This window comes from Geodermatophilus sabuli (assembly GCF_900215145.1).
Classification (GTDB): Bacteria; Actinomycetota; Actinomycetes; order Mycobacteriales; family Geodermatophilaceae; genus Geodermatophilus; species Geodermatophilus sabuli.
Map to the genome: position 1 here is coordinate 1 of NZ_OBDO01000014.1, position 15,513 is coordinate 15,513.

General features: G+C 76.7%; 14 protein-coding genes. 4 read left to right on the plus strand and 10 right to left on the minus strand.

The genetic code is table 11. The annotated features are described in order from the left end of the window. Positions 1-88 precede the first annotated feature (88 nt). The 3 genes from CRP39_RS24185 to pdxY form a co-directional block, all read right to left on the minus strand. Positions 89-1,588 (minus strand): amino acid permease, encoded by a 1,500-nt coding sequence (locus CRP39_RS24185; protein ID WP_097208956.1) that lies wholly within the window; start codon positions 1,586-1,588, stop codon positions 89-91. 9 nt (positions 1,589-1,597) lie between these two features. After that, the gene (locus tag CRP39_RS24190; protein WP_172442619.1) at positions 1,598-2,533 is read right to left on the minus strand and encodes an alpha/beta fold hydrolase; all 936 of its coding nucleotides are present in this window, start codon (positions 2,531-2,533) and stop codon (positions 1,598-1,600) included. Between the two features lie 71 nt (positions 2,534-2,604). Continuing rightward, positions 2,605-3,456, minus strand: a complete 852-nt coding sequence (gene pdxY, locus CRP39_RS24195) for a pyridoxal kinase PdxY (RefSeq protein ID WP_097208958.1) — start codon at positions 3,454-3,456, stop codon at positions 2,605-2,607. Between the two features lie 78 nt (positions 3,457-3,534). Between pdxY and CRP39_RS24200 the strand changes: the two genes are divergently transcribed. The 3 genes from CRP39_RS24200 to CRP39_RS24210 all read left to right on the plus strand — a co-directional run bounded on the left by CRP39_RS24200 (position 3,535) and on the right by CRP39_RS24210 (position 6,149). Then, entirely contained in the window at positions 3,535-4,710 is a 1,176-nt protein-coding gene (locus tag CRP39_RS24200; protein ID WP_097208959.1) for a cysteine--tRNA ligase, read from the plus strand. Between the two features lie 91 nt (positions 4,711-4,801). Continuing rightward, positions 4,802-5,323 (plus strand): hypothetical protein, encoded by a 522-nt coding sequence (locus CRP39_RS24205; protein ID WP_097208960.1) that lies wholly within the window; start codon positions 4,802-4,804, stop codon positions 5,321-5,323. A 148-nt stretch (positions 5,324-5,471) separates the two neighbouring features. Continuing rightward, positions 5,472-6,149, plus strand: a complete 678-nt coding sequence (locus CRP39_RS24210; RefSeq protein ID WP_281253805.1) for a response regulator — start codon at positions 5,472-5,474, stop codon at positions 6,147-6,149. Between the two features lie 8 nt (positions 6,150-6,157). Here CRP39_RS24210 and CRP39_RS28200 read toward each other — a convergent pair whose 3' ends face one another. From CRP39_RS28200 to CRP39_RS24235, 5 genes are all read right to left on the minus strand, one after another. Further along, positions 6,158-7,876 (minus strand): GAF domain-containing sensor histidine kinase, encoded by a 1,719-nt coding sequence (locus CRP39_RS28200; protein ID WP_097208961.1) that lies wholly within the window; start codon positions 7,874-7,876, stop codon positions 6,158-6,160. 72 nt (positions 7,877-7,948) lie between these two features. Then, positions 7,949-8,428 carry a pyridoxamine 5'-phosphate oxidase family protein gene (locus CRP39_RS24220; protein WP_172442620.1) on the minus strand — a complete coding sequence of 160 codons (480 nt, stop codon included), beginning with the start codon at positions 8,426-8,428 and terminating at the stop codon, positions 7,949-7,951. A gap of 165 nt (positions 8,429-8,593) precedes the next feature. After that, on the minus strand, positions 8,594-9,124 hold the full coding sequence (locus CRP39_RS24225; RefSeq protein ID WP_097208963.1) for a flavodoxin domain-containing protein: 531 nt from the start codon (positions 9,122-9,124) through the stop codon (positions 8,594-8,596). After that, entirely contained in the window at positions 9,121-10,014 is an 894-nt protein-coding gene (locus tag CRP39_RS24230) for a universal stress protein (protein WP_097208964.1), read from the minus strand. Before CRP39_RS24230 ends, CRP39_RS24225 begins: the two co-directional genes overlap by 4 nt. After that, positions 10,011-10,655: a CBS domain-containing protein gene (locus CRP39_RS24235; protein WP_143426750.1), complete on the minus strand. Its 645-nt coding sequence runs from the start codon at positions 10,653-10,655 to the stop codon at positions 10,011-10,013. The genes CRP39_RS24230 and CRP39_RS24235 overlap by 4 nt, the downstream gene beginning before the upstream one ends. Before the next feature lie 185 nt (positions 10,656-10,840). Here CRP39_RS24235 and CRP39_RS24240 point away from each other — a divergent pair, with 185 nt between their 5' ends. Then, positions 10,841-11,656: a DUF6544 family protein gene (locus CRP39_RS24240; RefSeq protein WP_097208966.1), complete on the plus strand. Its 816-nt coding sequence runs from the start codon at positions 10,841-10,843 to the stop codon at positions 11,654-11,656. Between the two features lie 178 nt (positions 11,657-11,834). Here the strand turns inward: CRP39_RS24240 and CRP39_RS24245 are convergent, their stop codons facing one another. Both CRP39_RS24245 and CRP39_RS24250 read right to left on the minus strand, forming a co-directional pair. Next, entirely contained in the window at positions 11,835-12,917 is a 1,083-nt protein-coding gene (locus CRP39_RS24245; protein WP_172442621.1) for a lysylphosphatidylglycerol synthase transmembrane domain-containing protein, read from the minus strand. Next, a complete protein-coding gene (locus CRP39_RS24250; RefSeq protein WP_143426751.1) occupies positions 12,914-15,313 on the minus strand; it encodes a phosphatase PAP2 family protein in 2,400 nt (799 codons plus the stop codon). Before CRP39_RS24250 ends, CRP39_RS24245 begins: the two co-directional genes overlap by 4 nt. Positions 15,314-15,513: the final 200 nt, after the last annotated feature.

A 15,513-nucleotide genomic window follows, 5' to 3' on the forward strand; every position in this document is an offset into this window, starting at 1 on the left:
AGCGCCTCCTGCAGCAAGCCCACGACAACCTCCCGTCCACTGCGGAAACGTCGTCAGGACGTTCCCGCGGAAACGGGGTCAACGGCTATCAGCTGCCGCGGGGGTCCTGCACCCGCTCGCGCACCACGCCGGCCCCCGCGGCCCGCGCACCCACCCGCGAGTTGCGGTAGCCGTACCCGGCGTAGAGCAACAGGCCCAGGACCAGCCAGAGGAGGAAGCGCAACCAGGTCTCGATGCTGAGGTTGAGCATCAGGTAGAGGCAGGCGGCGGCGGCCAGCCCGGGCAGCACCGGTGAGAACGGCACCCGGAACGGGCGGTGCAGCTCCGGCCGGGTGCGGCGCAGCACGATCACCGCGACCGACACCAACAGGAACGCGAACAGCGTGCCGATGCTGACCAGCTCGGCCAGCGTGCCCAGCGGCACGAACGTCGCCAGCACGAGGACGAGGGCGGCGAAGGCTAGCGTGATCCGGACCGGCACCCCGGTACGGGGGCTGACCTTGGCCACGGCCGGCGGCAGCAGCCCGTCGCGGCCCATCGCGAACCCGATCCGGCTGACGGTGATGAGGTCGACCAGGATCACCGAGGTCAGGCCCGCGACCGCGGCCAGCGAGATCAGTGCCGACGCCCAGCCCACGCCCACCTGGTCGAAGGCGTCGGCGATCGGGGCACCGCGGTCGAGCCGGTCGTAGCGCACCATCCCGACCACGACCAGCGAGACGCCGATGTAGAGCGCGGTGGACAGCGCCAGGGTGCCGAGCAGGCCCAGCGGCAGGTCGCGGCCGGGGCGGCGGGTCTCCTCCGACAGGTTCGCCACCGCCTCGAAGCCGGTGTAGGCGAAGAACACCACCGCCGCGGCGGTCAGCACGCCGCCGATGCCGAAGGCGACGGGGTCCAGGCCGAAGACCGCCGAGACGACGGGCTGGGCCAGCCCACCGTTCTCCTCGGCCGGACGGCTCGCCGGGACGAACGGGGTCAGGTTGGCGCCCCGGACGAACCAGGCGCCGGCGACGACGACGAAGACGCAGACGGCGACCTTCACGACGACGAGCGCGCCGGTCACCCGCGCCGACTCGCGGATGCCGAGGACGGCGACGACGGTCAGCAGGACGACGATCAGCGCGGCTCCGACGTTGACCGTGGACTCCTCGCCGAACAGGGACGGTGGCAGGTCCAGCAGGTTGCCGACGTAGCCCGACCACCCGCGCGCCACCACCGCGGCGCCCAGCGCGAACTCGAGGAACAGGTCCCAGCCGATCACCCAGGCGACCACCTCACCGGCGGTCGCGTAGGCGTAGGAGTAGGCGCTGCCCGCGGTCGGCGCCGAGGCGGCGAGCTCGGCGTAGCAGAGGGCGGCCAGCAGCGCGACCAGCCCGGCCAGGGCGAAGGAGAGCACCACGGCCGGCCCCGCGGTGTCCCGGGCCTCCACGCCGGTGAGCGTGAAGATGCCGGTGCCGATCACCACCCCGATGCCGAAGCCGACCAGGTGGCGGGCGCTCAGGTGGCGGCGCAACCGCCCGACGTCCGCCGCCGTCGCGTCCCCGTCGTCCCCCAGCGCTTCCACCGGCTTGGTCCGGAACAGGTGCACCGGGCCACGCTAGGTCCGGCCGGCGTCGCCCGCCTGTCGGCCGCCGGGCGCGGCCAGCCACCGGAGGACACGGTCGGCGGTGCCCGGCGCGTCCTCCAGGTGCGGCAGGTGCCCGATCCCCGGCAGCACCTCCAGCTGCCAGTCCGGCCGGGTGGCCGCCAGGGCCCGGGCGGCGGCGACCGGCGCCAACGGGTCGTCCTCGCCCTGGAGGTACAGGGTGGGCGCGAGGACCCGGGCGACCGTCGCGCGGAACCGCCGGGGGCGCATGAGCAACGCCATCGTGTCGGTGATCGACCGCCACTGCGCGGCCTGCGCGGCGGCGGCGTCCGGCCGGGCGGCCCGCTCCCGGGTCTCGGCCACCACGATCGGCACCACCTCGGCCGGCAGGCGGTCGACGTGGGGCGTGGCCTGGCGCACCTGCTGGGCGACCACCTCCTCCGGCGTCATGCGACGCAGGCGGGTGGCGACGGCCCGCTCGACCGGTGGCAACCGGAGGAACGCGCGCCGGGCGGCCAACAGCGGGTCCAGCGGCAGGCGGGTCGGTCGGGGGACCGGCGGGCCGATCAGCACGAGCCGGTCCACCGTCTCCGGCGCCTCGGCGGCGTGCAGCAACGCCAGGACGCCGCCCATCGACTGGGCCACGAGCACCACCGGCTCGCCGACCACCCGCTCGACGATCCGGCCGATGAGCCGCCGGTTGCCCGCCGCGGTGCCGGCCGCCGAGCGGCCGTGCCCGAGCAGGTCGACGGCGAGCACCCGGCGCTCGGCGGCCAGCAGCGGCCCGAGCAGCCCGAACCCCAGGGTGGAGGAGCCCAGGCCGTGGACGCACAGCAGCGGAGGGGCGCCGGCCGGGCCACCGAGGTCGAGGACGTGGACGCGGTCCCCGGCGAGTTCCACGCTGGTGGACCGGGCACCCGGCGGCCACGGGGCGAGCGGTGCCTCCACAGCGGCTCCCTCCGGCCCCGTCCCGAGGCTCGCGCCGAGCGTGCGAGGCGTGAGGAGGACAGGGTCCTTCTTCAGACCTCGTCGACGTCGAACGTGCGGGAGGGTGCCACGAACTCCTCCTGCGCGGCGACCACCAGGATCTCCCGCGCCCCGGCGTCCTCGGTGCGCTTGAGCAGCCCGTACACCGCTGCCGCGGCCCGGCCCAGCGCCAGTCCGGCGTCCCGGCTCTCGAGCCAGTGTGCGAGGAACAGGGCCGCGATGGCGTCACCGGCGCCGTTGACCGCGACGTCGAGCCGCGGGGTGCGCACGCGGAAGTGCCGGCCGCCCTCGGAGGCGAGCAGGTCGACGCAGTCCGGCGGGGTGTCGGCGGTGTCCAGCGACGTCGTCAGCACCACCCGCGGACCGAGCGCCTGGACGGCGGCCACCGCGTCGGTGACCTCGGCGAGCGTGCGGGTGGTCCGCTCCGACAGCGCGTGCAGCTCGTAGTGGTTCGGGGTGACGATGTCGGCCGCGGGGACGGCGACCTCGCGCATGAACTCCGGGATGCCGGGGCGGACGAACACCCCGCGGCCGACGTCGCCGATGACCGGGTCGCAGCAGTAGACCGCCGCCGGGTTGGCCGCGCGCACCCGCTGCACGGCCTGCACGACCGCGTGGCCGATGTCGGCCGAGCCCAGGTAGCCCGAGAGCACCGCGTCGCAGCCGCCGAGGACCCCGCGCTCGGCGATGCCCTGCACGACCTCCTCGATCGACGGGCCGTCGAACACCCGGCCGCGCCACTCGCCGTAGCCGGTGTGGTTGGAGAACTGGACGGTGTGGACCGGCCACACCTCGACGCCCAGGCGCTGCAGCGGGAACACGGCGGCGGCGTTGCCCACGTGCCCGTAGGCGACGTGCGACTGGATGGAGAGGACGGCGACCATGGTCAGAACCGTCGCACAACGGTCACGGGTCCCCACCAGCCAGTTCCGTCGCTGCCGGGGCCGGGCAGGATGGGCGGCATGGCACTGCCTCCCCTGAGCTCCTCCGGCGTCGTCGGCGTGGCCGGCCGGATCGACGAGCCGGTCGACGTCCGCACCGGTGACCTGCGCCTGGCCGGGCGGCCGCTGCCGGTGACCAGCCCGGCGCGCGTCTACGTCTGCGGCATCACCCCCTACGACGTGACGCACCTCGGGCACGCGGCGACGTTCGTGTGGGCCGACGTGCTCGGCGCGGTGCTGCGGATGGCCGGCGCCGACGTCGTCAGCAGCCGCAACGTCACCGACGTCGACGACGTGCTGACCCGCGCGGCCGACGCCCGCGGCCGGCACTACGACGAGTTCGCCCTGAGCCAGGAGTTCGCCTTCGAGCAGGACATGCGGGCCCTCGGCGTCCGGCCGCCGACGCACGTGCCGCGCGCCCGCCACCACATCCAGCACGTACAGCAGCTGGCCGCGGCGCTGCTGCGCGCCGACCGCGCCTACGTCCGGGAGGGCGCCGTCCACTTCCGCGCCGGGGACGTCGCCGCCCGTGCCGGGCTGGACGCCGCCCGCGCCCGCGAGCTCGCCGCCGAGTTCGGCGACACCCCCGACGACCCGCTGCGCGAGGACCCGCTGGACGTGCCGGTGTGGCGGCCCTCCGGGGACCGCGACCCCGCCTGGCCCAGCCCTTGGGGCTGGGGACGGCCCGGCTGGCACGCCGAGTGCGCGGCCATGGCGACGGCGACCCTCGGCCACGGCGTCGACGTCCTCGTGGGCGGGGCGGACCTCGCCTTCCCGCACCACGCGCACCAGACGGCCATGGCCGAGGCCGCCTCCGGCGTCGGGCCGTTCGCGCGGGCCCAGGTGCACGTGGGCGCGGTGTCGCAGGACGGCGCCAAGATGGCCAAGTCCACCGGCAACCTCACCCTGGTCGCCGATCTGCTGAAGGTGGCCACCGGGCCGGCGCTGCGCCTGCTGGTGCTCGACCGGCCCTGGGCGCAGCCGTGGGAGTACCGGCCGGAGCTGCTGGACGGTGCGCAGGCGCGGCTGGACGCGCTGTTCTCCGCCGCGGGCCGGCCGTCGTCGTCCGCCGCGGCCGCTCGCGCGGTCACCGACCGGCTGCTCGACGACCTCGACGTCCCGGGCGCCCTGGACGTCGCCGTCGCCGACGGCGGGGACGCCGCTCGGCTGCTGATCCGCGTGCTCGCCCTCGGCTGAGGACCGTCCGCGGCTCCGCGGCGGGCTGGATCGACCGGCGGCCCCGTGCCAGGCTGGACCGGCCCGTCGCCGAGCCGACCGGAGGCCGACCGTGGACCGACTGCGCCCTGCTGACCCGTTCGAGCCCGCGCCGCGCCGCGGCGAGGTGGTCGGGTTCGGGCCGCCCTACGAGCGCGACGGCGTCACCGTCATCACCGCGACCGCGACGCGCGCCCACACCGCCACCCGCCGCGACAGCCGATCCACCGGGCCGTCCGCTGAGCCGGCGTTCGACGCGGAGATGGCCGGTGTCCGGCCCTTGGGTGCGTTCGTCGTCCGGGACGGCCGGGTGCGCTGGCGGCCGGCCGTGGACGTCACGCGGCTGCTGACCACGGCCGAGCTCGTGGTGGGCGGTGTGCTCGCGGCGCGTCAGCTGGCGGCCCGGCCCAGCGCGGCGAAGGCGCGGGTGTCCATGGGGCCCGGTGGCTGGGTGAGCATGAAGGGCGGCGTGATGGCGGTGCGCCCCGCGGAGCGTGGCTGGCGTCGACGGCGTCCGGTGCCGCCGCTCGCCCGCCGTCCGTGGTGGGCACGGCTGCTCGCTGCGGTCACCCTGGAGTCGCTGGTCAACCGGTAGGCGCCGGCGGGTTCGACGCCGCCGGCGGGTCGATCATGGGAGCGGCTGGTCACGCGGGGACCTTCGACTCTGCGTACGGAGGCGGATCGGCGTCCTAGCCTGACGCGAGCGGCCCGACGGGGGCCGGGGCGGAACGGACGGTGCGCGGGTGGACGACGGGCGGCAGGAGCACGCGATCCGGGTCTTCCTCCTCGACGACCACGAGGTGGTCCGGCGCGGGGTGGCCGACGTCCTGGAGAGCGACCCCGGCATCACCGTCGTCGGGGAGGCGAAGAACGTCGCCGAGGCGCTGGCCCGCGTCCCCGCGCTACGGCCGGATGTCGCCGTCCTCGACGTCCGGCTCCCCGACGGGGACGGTGTCTCGGTCTGCCGGGAGCTGCGGTCGAGGATGCCCGAGCTCAAGGTGGTCATGCTGACCAGCTACAGCGACGACGAGGCGCTGTTCGAGGCGATCATGGCCGGGGCCTCCGGCTACCTGCTCAAGCAGATCCTGGGGCAGGACCTGGTGTCCGGCATCCGGGCCGTGGCCGCCGGTGGCTCGCTGCTGGACCCCGTCGCCACCACGGCGGTGCTGGAGCGGCTGCGCCGGGTGGCCGACCCGGGCGGTCCGCTGGCCAAGCTCAGCGACCAGGAGCGCACCGTCCTCGAGCTGATCGGGGAGGGGCTGACCAACCGGCAGATCGGCGAGCGCATGTTCCTGGCCGAGAAGACGGTGAAGAACTACGTGTCGCACCTGCTGGCCAAGCTGGGGCTGGAGCGCCGCACGCAGGCCGCCGTCCTCGCGACCGAGCTGCGCGGGACGGGGAGCGCGTCCCGCCCCGCCTGACCGGCCGGTCAGCGCAGCGGGGCCCACCAGCGCAGCCGGGTGCCGCCCTCGGGCAGCGGCTCGACGGTGAGCCCGCCGGCGCGGCGCCGCGCACGGTCCTCCAGGTTGCGCAGCCCGCTGCGGGCGGCCCGGGGGTCGATGCCGCGGCCGTCGTCGACGACCTCCAGCACGACCTCGTCGGCCACGTCGAGGGTGACGGTGACGTGGTCGGCGCCGGAGTGCCGCGCCGCGTTGCTCACCGCCTCCCGGGTGACCGCCTCCAGGTCGGCGGCGAGCTCGCCGGTCACCAGGCTGTCCACGACGCCGGACATGCGCACGGTGGGGTGCAGTCGCCGGCCCGCGGTCTCGGTGACGATGTCGAGGACCCGCCGGCGCAGGCTCGCCGGCCGGTCGCCGTCGCTGGTGGTGTGCAGGTCGAAGATCGTCGTCCGGATGTCCCGGACGGTCTCGTCCAGCTGGTGCACCACCTGCCGCAGCCGCCGCTGGGTCTCGGGGTCGGGCACCCGGGGGAGGGCCGACTGCAGGCTCAGGCCGGCGGCGAACACACGCTGGATGACGTGGTCGTGCAGGTCCTGCGCGATGCGGTCGCGGTCGGCGTAGACGTCGAGCTGGCGGGCCAGCCGCTGGCGGGCGGCCATGTCGAGGGCGACGGCGGTCTGGTCGGCGAAGGTGTGCATGAGCGGCTCGAGGGCGGCCGGGAACCGGGCCCGGCCGGCCCGCCGGGCGGCGATCAGGACGGCGCCCTCGGCCGTGCTCCCGTGCAGCCGGACGCCGGTGCACGGGCCCCAGGCGACGTGGGGGTGCGGCCCCTCCCACGCCAGCCCGCTGCTGTCGAGGCTGACGACGGCGTCGGTGCGGGCCGCCGCGTCGAGCACCGGGTTGGAGCCGGGAGCCAGCCGGGCGCCGATGGCCGGCTCCAGCTGCGCGCCGCACTGCGCGCGGACCACGTAGCAGCCGTCCCCGGCGTCGGGACCCACGAGCAGCCAGGCGGCGTCGGCCGCGGTCAGCTCGGCCACCCGCTCGGTGACCAGCGCGAGCGCGTCCTCGGCCGAGCCGGTGCTGAGCAGGCAGGCGCGGACGTCGGAGACCGCGGTCGTCCACTGCCGGCGAGTCTCGCCCTCCTCGTACAGCCGGGCGTTGTCGATGGCGATGCCGGCCGCGGCGGCGAGGGCGGTCAGCATCGCCTCGTCCTCGGCGGTGAACTCACCGTGGCGCTTCTCGGTCAGGTAGAGGTTGCCGAAGACCTCGCCGCGGACCAGCACGGGCACCCCGAGGAAGGAGTGCATCTCGGGGTGGTGCGGCGGGAAGCCGACCGACGCCGCGTGCCGGCTCAGGTCGGGGATGCGGAGGGGATGGGGTTCGGTGATGAGCTGCCCGAGCACGCCCTTGCCTTCGGGGAGGGAGCCCATCCGGGCCGCCTGGTCGTCGTCGATGCCCACGTGCACGAACGCGGCGAGGCCCCCGCCCGACGCCAGCACCCCGAGGGCTCCGTAGCGGGCGTCGACCAGGTCGACGGCGGCCTGGACGATGCGCCGCAGGGTGGACTCGAGGTCCAGGTCGGTGGAGACGCTGAGGAAGGCGTCGAGCAGGTGCTGGACCCGCTCCTGGCTCCGAGCCACCGCCGCGAGCCGCTCCTGCACCTCGTCGAGCAGCTCGGTCAGCAGCATGCCGGCCAGCGGTGAGGGCCGGACCGCCGGCACGGCGTCCGTCCCTGGCTCTGATGGCATGGTCAGCCCATCTCGTCGGGAGATCCGAGACTGCCACGACCGGTAGGACAGGGGAAGGCGCTGCACCGCCGCTCAGCGGGAGCGGTCGGCGAGGCGGGGCGGACCGTCGCCGACCGGCTCTGCGACGGGCACGTCCCGCCGGGGCCCGGCACGCCACCCGGCCAGCAGGCCGATGACGACGCTGATGTAGCAGCGGTCCGGCCAGGCCACCGGGGCCGGCCAGGGCAGCGCGTCCAGCACCGCGACCTCCCCGGGGTCGGTGACCGACCGGGAGGGCCCGACGACCGTCACCGTCCACCCGGTGCAGGTCTCCGGGTCCAGCGAGTCGACCTGGAAGGCGACGACCGCCCCGCTGGTGCCGGGCACCAGGGAGCTGCCCGACCACGACGGGATCACCACCCGGTCTCCGTGCACGCGGAAGGGCACCGGCGCGATCGCCGGGAGGGCGTTGCGGGTGTAGCCCAGCCGGCCGATGCGGGCGCTGCGCAGCAGGGACCGGCAGGCGGGGTCGTCGAGGTCCTCGACCACGTGGTCAGGGGCGGGGAGCGACACAGGGGCCTCCTGACGCGCGCGGCGCGGACGGGCGGAGGAGGGCCCCGCCGGTCGTTCGAGGGGCCTGGTCCGACTCTGCGTGGGCGCGGCCGCCGGGCAGAGGGTCCTACGTCCCGAGCCGGGCCGCCGGTCGTCCCGCGCCCGGTTCCCGGGCCGGATCGGGGGTCAGCCGGGGCGCCCGGTCAGGTCCGCCGCGACCTCCTCCGCCCACCGGCGCACCAGGTCCCAGTCGCGCGAGTCGCCGACGGGGGCGCGCATGGCCGTGGCCATCGCCCGCTCGCCGAAGCTGAGCAGCGACAGGTCCAGCCGCCCGGGGAACACCTGGTGGCCGCGGGCACCCAGCAGGGCGCTGGTCGGGGCGACGTCGTGCGCCTCGTCCGGCGGGAACGGGGGAGACCCGATGGGGCCGCTGGAGAACAGCCACACCGGGCGCTCGCGCAGCGCAGCGGTGTGCGCCGCCGCGTACTCCCGCGCCGGTTCCAGCCAGCGTCCGGCGTAGACGGCGCTGCCCAGGAGGACGGCGTCGAACGGCGCGGGGTCGGGCCGGGACTCCACCGGCGCGAGGACGGCGGTCACCCCGGCCGCCTTGCCGGCCGGCGTCTCGGGGAGGTCGCGGGCCAGCGCGGCGGCGATCTCCTGGGTGGCTCCGTGCCGGCTGGCCACCACGACGAGCACCCGGGACCCGGCGGCGGTCACCGGGCGCCGCCGGTCAGGGGGACGACGGCGACCGGGCAGCCCGCCCGGTGCAGGACGGCGTGGGTCGTGGACCCCAGCCGGGCCAGCCGCCGGCGCCGGTGGCCGACGACGACCAGGTGCGCGGTCAGGCCGGCAGCGACCACGGCGGCCGCGGTGCGCTCGCGGACGACGACCTCCCGGACCTCGACGTCCGGATGCCGGTCCCGCCACCCGGCCAGCGCCTCGGCGAGCAGCCGCTGCTCGTCGGCGGCGACCCCCACCCAGTCCACCAGCGGGCCGAGTGACTGCAGCGACGGTTCGAGGGCGACGTCCCGCCAGGCGTGCACGGCCACGAGGTCGGTGCCGCGGGCGGCGGCCTCGGCGAAGGCGAAGGCCAGCACCGCCTCGTCGCCGGGGCGGCCCTCCACCCCGGCCACGACCGACCGGCGCCCGGTGACCAGCGCGGCGGTGTCGTCGGGCAGCACCACCACCGGGCAGGGGGCGTCCAGCGCCAGGGCGGTGGCGGTGGACCCGAGGAGCAGACCGGCCACGCCGCCCGCGCCGCGGGCGCCGACCACGACCAGCTGCGCCCCGGTGCCGGCCGCCCGCAGCGCATCGACCGGGTCGCGCTCGTCCACCTGCCAGCGCACCCGGCCGGCGCCGAGTGCCGCCTCGGCCCCCTCGGCCGCGGCGCGCAGCACCGTCTCGGCGTTGGTCTGCAGCACGCCGGGCACGTCGACGTCGCTGAGCGGCGGGACGGGGAAGTCCGTCGTCGGCCAGGACAGGGCGCTCACGAGCAGCAGCGGGGCCTCGCGCAGCCGCGCCTCCTCGACCGCGAACGCCACGGCTCGGGCGGCGCCCGCCGAGCCGTCGACGCCGGCGACGACCGGGGGCACCCCGGCGGCGGTCACGCCACGCTCCCCTCGGAGCCGGCCGCGGGGACCACCCGCACGCCGATGATGCCGCTGACCGTCCGGGCCAGCGCCCGCAGCGCGCCCGCCTCCGTCTCCGCCGACCCCCCGGGGGTGCCACCGGTGCGCCGCACGGTCGCGATGCCCTCGCTCACGGACACGTCCCAGCAGTCGAGGTCCCCGGTGTAGCCCTCGACCAGCCGCAGCAGGTCGGCGCGCAGCTCGTCGTCGGACCGGATGAGGGTGCGCAGGAGGTCGCGCCGGCTGACGATGCCGACCAGCCGGCCCCGGTCCACCACCGGCACGCTGCGCAGCCGGGCGTCGACGAACAGGCGGGCCACGTCGGCGACGTCCGCGGTGGGGTCGACGGTGCGCACGTGTTCGGTCATCACGCCGCGGACGAGGGCCGGCGGGGGAGGGACGTCGCTGTCCTCCTCGCGGCGCAGGTGCAGGCGCGGGTCCGGGGGCAGCCGGTCGCGGAGGACGTCGGCCTCGGCGACGATGCCGAGCAGCCGGTCCCCGTCGTCGACCACCGGCAGTGCGGCGAACCCGCGATCGGCGAGCACCTCGGCCGCGTACTTCGCCGAGGTGTCCGGGCCGACGGTGACGACCTCGCGGGTCATGACGTCTCGAGCCTGCACGCGCCCTCCTCGATGTGGGTGTCCCCGCCCGACGCTAGGGCGGGACGTCGGCGCCGCCAAGAGCCCCCGGGCGGCCGGACGGCGCGACGAACGTCCTGACCGGGCGGGACGCTCGGCCCGCTGACACCGGCGGGCGCGTCGGCCAGGGTGGACGCTGACCTGTCCCAGCCGTCGGGAGGAGCCGCGTGGACCTGAGATCCGCGGTGCTCGGCCGCGGCATGGCCCGCCGGCTCGCCGACCGGCTGACGCGTCTGGACCTGCCCACCGGTGGCGACCCGCGTCCGGTCACCGACGACGACCTGGCTGGCCTGCCCGCGCCGGCGCAGCGCTGGCTGCGGTGGTCCGGCGTCGTCGGCCGGCCGCGGGACTGGTCGTTCCGGATGCGCACGACGGGCCGGTTCCGGCTGCGTCCCGGCCAGGCGTGGATGCCGTTCGAGGCCTGGCAGTACGACTCCGGCCCCGCCGTGGCCCGCGTCTACACCATGCGGGTGGACCTCTTCGGCGTGCTGCCGATGCACGGCGTGGACAGCTACGCCGACGGCGTCGGCCGGATGCGGGGGACGCTGCTCGGCGTGGTGCCGGTCGCCGACGGCTCCGGGCCGGAGTTCGACGTCAGCGAACTGGCGACGTGGGTGGCCGAGGCGGCGATGACGGCACCGTCGATGCTGCTGGTGCCCGCCACCACCTGGTCCGCGGTGGACGACGGCTGCTTCGACCTCGCGTTCGACTCCGGCGGGAGGACGGTGACCGCGCGGCTCACGGTGGCCGCCGACGGTCGGTTGACCGGGCTCAGCACCGAGGACCGGTACGCGGCGCTCCCCGGCGGGCTGGTGCGGGCGCGGTGGTCCACCCCGGTGGAGGGCTGGCTCACCGTCGGCGGTCGGGCGCTGCCGGCGGGCGGGACCGCCGTCTGGCACCTGCCCGAGGGCGACCACGTCTACGGGCGGGTCCGGGTGGACCCGGCCTCCCTGTCGTGGAACGTGCCACCGACCGGGGGCTGAGGAGAGCGGGGACGCGGGTGTACGGAACCGGACCGGGTCCGGGGGACCGCCGGGTGGTCGTGGGGGTGGACGGCTCGCCGGGTACACGCGCGCTGCCCGCTCCGGGTCCGGGGGTCCGAGGACCCCGCGCCGGCCTGAGCAGGGCGGTCCGGTCCGGCACGCCGGGCGGTCCGCAGGGTCACCGCCGGGCCTCCTGCGGCGCGCTGTCCGGGACCCGGCCGACGCCCCGGCGCCAGAGCAGCCAGGTGACCGCACCCACCGGGACGGGTAGGAACCAGGTGAGGAACCGGAACAGCAGCACCGCGCCGGCGGCGGCCGGGGCGGTCACCCCGGCGGCGGTGAGCCCGGCCACGTAGCTCAGCTCGGCCACCCCGAGCGCGCCCGGCGTGATCGGCACGATCGTGACCAGCCGGGTCACCGAGAACACCGCCAGGACCACGAGCCACGGGACGTCGGCGGCGGTGCCCCCGACGGTGCGCAGGCAGGTGAGGAGCAGGAGGAAGAGCGTGGCGTGGCTGGCGACGGCGGCAGCCGTGAGCTGCGGCCACCGCGCGCGCACGAGGTCGCGGGAGTCGGCGCGGAAGCGCTCGGTCCGCCCGACCCAGCCCGACGGCGGGCGGCGCCGGACCAGCCGCGCCACCCGGCCGGCCAGCCGTTCGGCCGCGGCCGCCAGCGTCGCCGCGGCCCGGTCGTGGGTCACCAGCACGACCAACGCGGCGGCCCCGGCGAGGAGCAGGGCGCTGCCGAGCAGCGCGGTCAGCCCCAGCCTCACGTCGACGTCTCCCACCAGCCCCAGCCCGGCCAGCGCGAGGGCGGGCATCGCCAGCTTGACCAGGTTGTTCCACACGCCGGTCAGGGCCACGGCCCGCGTGATGTCGGCGGCCGGGAATCCGAACGAGTGGTACATCGCGACGTTGGTGCCGACGCCGAAGGCGAAGCCGACCGGCACGGTGTTGGAGACGGCGGTGGAGGCCTGGTCGCTCATCACCGCCCGGCCGAGGCCGAGCCCGGGCAGGGCCGCCATCCACAGCGGGGCGTAGGAGAACAGGTTGACCAGCGCGACCGCGGCGACGAGCGCGATCTCCGCCCCGTCGACCCGGCGGACGAGGTCCCAGGCCGCGGCGTAGTCGCTGATCTGCGGCAGCGCACCGGCGAAGATCGCCACGATCACCACGACGGTCAGCGTCGTGCGCGCCGCCCGGCCGGTGAGCGCCCGCCGCAGCGCGCTGCGCCGGCGGCGGTCCCGGGGCGTCCCGCTCACGCGCCGAAGCGGTGCTCGAGGCGCGCGGTCAGCAACCAGCCCAGCAGCGCCGGCAGCCACCAGGTCAGCACCCGGAACACGAGAGCGGCGGCGCAGGCGCTGGCCAGCGGCGCCCCGAGCGCCGTCAGCGCCAGCAGCAGGCTGACCTCCGCGGCGCCGGGCGCCCCGGTTGCCGGCAGCACCGACCACAGCAGGTGCAGAGCGGCGTAGACGGTGGCGGTGGCCAGCAGCCGCACCGAGCCCCCCGCCGCGTGCATCGCGGCGGCCAGCGCCCCCGCCTCCAGCACCACCCCGGCGGTGGACCAGCAGAACTGGGCCCCCCACCGCCAGGGGTCACCCGCCGGCACCCGGGCGAGCGTGCTCAGCAGCGACGGCGGCCGCCGCGACCCCGGGGCGGTGTCGTGCCGGCCGGCCAACCACTGGCCGGTGAGCACCAGCGCCCACGCGCCGAGACCGAGTGCGACGGCCGGCACGAGGGCCTCGGGGGCGTCCCAGTCGCCCAGCCGGCCCTCCACCGCCGCCATCACGAGCATGCCGCCGGCGACGACGACCGCGGCGACGACCGCGCCGACGCGGTAGCGGCCGATCGACCGGCGGGCGTCTTCGGGCAGCACGCCGGCCCGCTCGAGGAACCGGGCCGCCGACCGGCGCCAGCCCTCGCCGCCGTGCAGCAGCGAGGCGGACTCCGCGACCAGCGAGGCGGCGTAGGTACGGCCGAGCGCCAGCCGCCGTTCGACGGTCATCAGCGCCGCCGCCGCGTTCGCCGCCCGGGCGAGCACGGCCAGCGCGACCGCCGCGCCCAGCCAGCGCCAGCCGCCGTCCTCCACGACGTCGAAGAACTCCGTCGCCCCGGCCAGCAGCGGCACGCCCACGAGGACCAGCCCCGCGCCGGCCGCCACGGCGAGGCGGGCCGCGAGCCCGGGTGGGCCGAACTCGGGCCGGTCGGGGTCGGGCAGGCCCAGGCGACCGCGGATCACGCGGCGCAGCGCCTCCAGCCGGGCGCGGTCGGCCCGCAGCGCGCTCCGGGTCACCGAGGTCAGGCTCATCGGCGTCAGCTGGGGCAGCGCCGCGGCCACGACGTCCGGCCCGAGCGCGGTGATCGCGCCGTCGACCACCGGGCCGGGGTCGGTGCGCAGGGCCAGGGAGGCCAGCAGCTCGGCGACGTCCGCGTCCATCGCGTCGTCCGAGGCGCCGGTGAGGGCGTTGCCGAAGTCGACCACCCACGGCCGGCCGTCGGGGTCGACCAGGAGGCTGGCGGCCACGAGGTCGTGGTGGGCCACCCGGGCTCCGCGCAGCAGCGCGACCTGCCGCCACACCTCGGTCAGCAGCTCCGGCGTCAGCTCCTCCACCGGCAGCTCGTCGAGCCCGCGGCCGACGACGTACTCCTGCACGACGATCGCGCCGCGGTCCTTGCCGCGGGCGAGCAGGACCCGGGGCACGTGCACCCCGCGCTCCCGGGCGATCATCGCCGTGACGGCCTCGTGCTCGGCCTGCTGACCGAGGGGGGCGACGGCGTCGGCGTCCTTCACGTCCCGGACGGCCAGCAGCCGCCACAGCCGGTACAGCCAGTCCCGTTCCCGGCGGTCGGGTTCCAGCCACTTCACGTACAGCCGGCGGCCCTGCTCGTCGACGGCCTCGAACGGGATCGAGCTCCGCGCCTGGACGGCGGCCGGCCGCACGTCGCGCGCCGGCAGGCCGTAGTGCGCCAGCCACCGCGCCACGCGGTCGGGCGGCACCTCCAGCCGCGGGACGCCGAAGGCCCAGTGCACCAGCGAGCCGATCGCCCAGCCGACGCCGAGCCCGCCGGCGATGTCCAGGGGCAGGTGGGCGCCGACGTAGACGCGGGCCAGGGCGACGGCCCAGGCCAGCGCCCAGGCCGTGCGCCGGGCCCGCCGCGACAGGTACGGCACGACGGCGGTGGCCAGCGCGGCGGCCACCGCCGAGTGGCCGGAGACGAAGCCGAGGCCCTCGACCGGCCCCTCGGGGAAGTGCGCGTCCAGGGGGAAACCGCCCGGCCGCTCCCGCTGCACCACGCTCTTCACCAGGTCGGCGGCGAGGTAGGCCAGCACCCCGGAGACCAGCATGTCCCGCGCCATCCGCACCCGGCCGGTCAGCGCCGCGACGGCGGCGACCACCGGGACCGCCGCGACGTTGCCCAGCTGCATGACCGCCCAGACGACCGGGAAGGCCTCCGGGGGCAGGTCGTTCACGATCTGGAAGAGGTTCTGCTCGAACACCGGCAGCCGGCCGCGCTGGGCGACGAGGAGGCCCAGGCCCAGCACGGCGAGACCGAGGACGACGCGCACCAGGTCGACGGGATGGCGCTGCACCGGCCGCCGGCCGGTGCGCGGCGGCTCGACCGCCGCCTCACCGGCAGGCAGGACGCGGGAGGTCATGGCCCGGTGCTCACCCCGCGCCGGCCGGGGACCGCCGCCGGCCCCCGCGCAGGTAGGCAGCGCCAGCGACACCTGGACGACGCCCACCAACCCGATCGCGGCGCGCTGCCGCGGGCCCAAGGTCCTCCCACCGGCGTCGTGCCATGCCGATCCCTCCCTCGACCGCGGTGTCCTCGACCGCCGCCTGCCAGGATGCCCGG